General features: G+C 46.2%; 1 protein-coding gene and 1 pseudogene. One reads left to right on the top strand and one right to left on the bottom strand.

Annotated features, from left to right (window positions below):
• Nucleotides 1-149: 149 nt before the first annotated feature.
• Nucleotides 150-1250 (top strand): annotated as a pseudogene (locus tag PN499_RS04830) (prolyl oligopeptidase family serine peptidase); the annotation flags it as partial.
• Between the two features lie 52 nt (nt 1251-1302).
• Here the strand turns inward: PN499_RS04830 and PN499_RS04825 are convergent.
• Nucleotides 1303-1636, bottom strand: a 334-nt coding sequence (locus PN499_RS04825) for a GNAT family N-acetyltransferase (protein WP_272030548.1), incomplete at its 5' end; no start/stop codon positions are given.

The following is a 1636-nucleotide window of genomic DNA, read 5'->3' as shown; positions in this document are numbered from 1 at the left end:
TTTCTGACACTTGCTCAATTGCGCGAACGACTGAATCAAGTTTTGGCACAAATCACCCCTGAACAAATCATTTCGTTATCTTCTTACAATTTCATTCTTGAAGCCTTATTCTATGCAGCTTCATATTAAATTGGTATAACACCAGCACAGAAGTTATACCTCAATCCACCGAAACTCTTCAAGGCATCGGCATCCTCAATAATCAATTCGTTACCTCTTACCTGAAAGACGCTTATACTCAGATAAAAATCTTTAATTTAGAAGGTAAATTTGTTAGAGAAGTAGCCTTGCCAGGAATAGGTTCGGCCGGAGGCTTTGGGGGCAAACGCCACGACACCGAAACCTTTTACAGTTACACCAGTTTTACAGCACCCAACACCATCTATCATTACGATATGGTGACAGGTGAAAGCACGCTTTACCGTCAGCCACAGGTCGATTTTAACCCCGACGATTACGAAACCAAACAAGTATTTTACAGCAGCAAAGATGGCACAAAAGTGCCGATGTTTATCACCCATAAAAAAGGAGTGCAACTAGATGGGAATAACGCTACATATCTTTACGGCTACGGCGGTTTTGGGGCATCAATTACCCCCAGCTTTTCTGTAAGCAGAGTAGTTTGGTTAGAAATGGGAGGAATTTACGCGATCGCCAACTTACGCGGCGGCGGTGAATACGGCGAAGAATGGCATCAAGCAGGCACAAAATTAAACAAACAGAATGTGTTTGATGACTTTATAGCTGCCGCAGAATGGTTAATAGACAATAAATACACAACACCAGCAAAATTAGCGATCGCAGGTGGTAGTAACGGCGGATTATTAGTAGGAGCCTGCATGACCCAGCGTCCCGAACTATTCGGCGCAGCACTCCCCGCCGTTGGTGTTATGGATATGTTGCGCTTCCACAAATTTACCATTGGCTGGGCGTGGTGTTCCGAGTACGGTTCCCCAGAAAATCAAGAGGAATTTGATGTGCTCTATCGCTATTCTCCCCTGCACAATCTCAAACCAGAAACCCCTTATCCAGCCACAATGATTACCACAGCAGATCACGACGATCGCGTAGTTCCCGCTCATAGTTTCAAATTTACCGCTGCATTGCAAGAAGCCCACGAAGGCGATCGCCCAGTCTTAATTCGCATTGAAACCAAAGCCGGACACGGAGCCGGCAAACCTACCGCTAAAATTATCGAAGAAATTGCCGATGAATGGGCTTTTCTAGTGCGGACATTAGGACTGACATAATTGTTGGTAACGCCACCCTCTGGGCGGTATTTTTACCACCCAGAGGACAGCGTTACGCGATCGGTGCAGACGCGAGATTTTTCCGCAAAAACAACCGCCGGGGTTGACGCAAAAACCAACAAGTCCAATTCCAATCAACCTGCTGCAACTGATAGCCAGCCTTAAAATAAAGCCTACGTGCCGCATGATTATTCTCTAATACGTGCAGGTAAATATCAGAAAACCCCCACTCCAGCGCCGCACGCTCGCAATTACTCAGTAATTGTTGAGCAACCCCCAGCCGCCTACAGTTTGGATGGACAGCCAAATTTGACAAATAAGGATACTCAGAATTGGACATCGGCCAAGGATGGTGAGAGCGCAAACCCATTTCCACCGTTCCCGCC

Origin of the sequence: Kamptonema animale CS-326 (assembly GCF_028330895.1) — a bacterium.
GTDB lineage: Bacteria > Cyanobacteriota > Cyanobacteriia > Cyanobacteriales > Microcoleaceae > Kamptonema > Kamptonema formosum.
The sequence above is the reverse complement of the archived record's forward strand: the minus strand, read 5'-3'. Positions and strand labels throughout refer to the sequence as shown.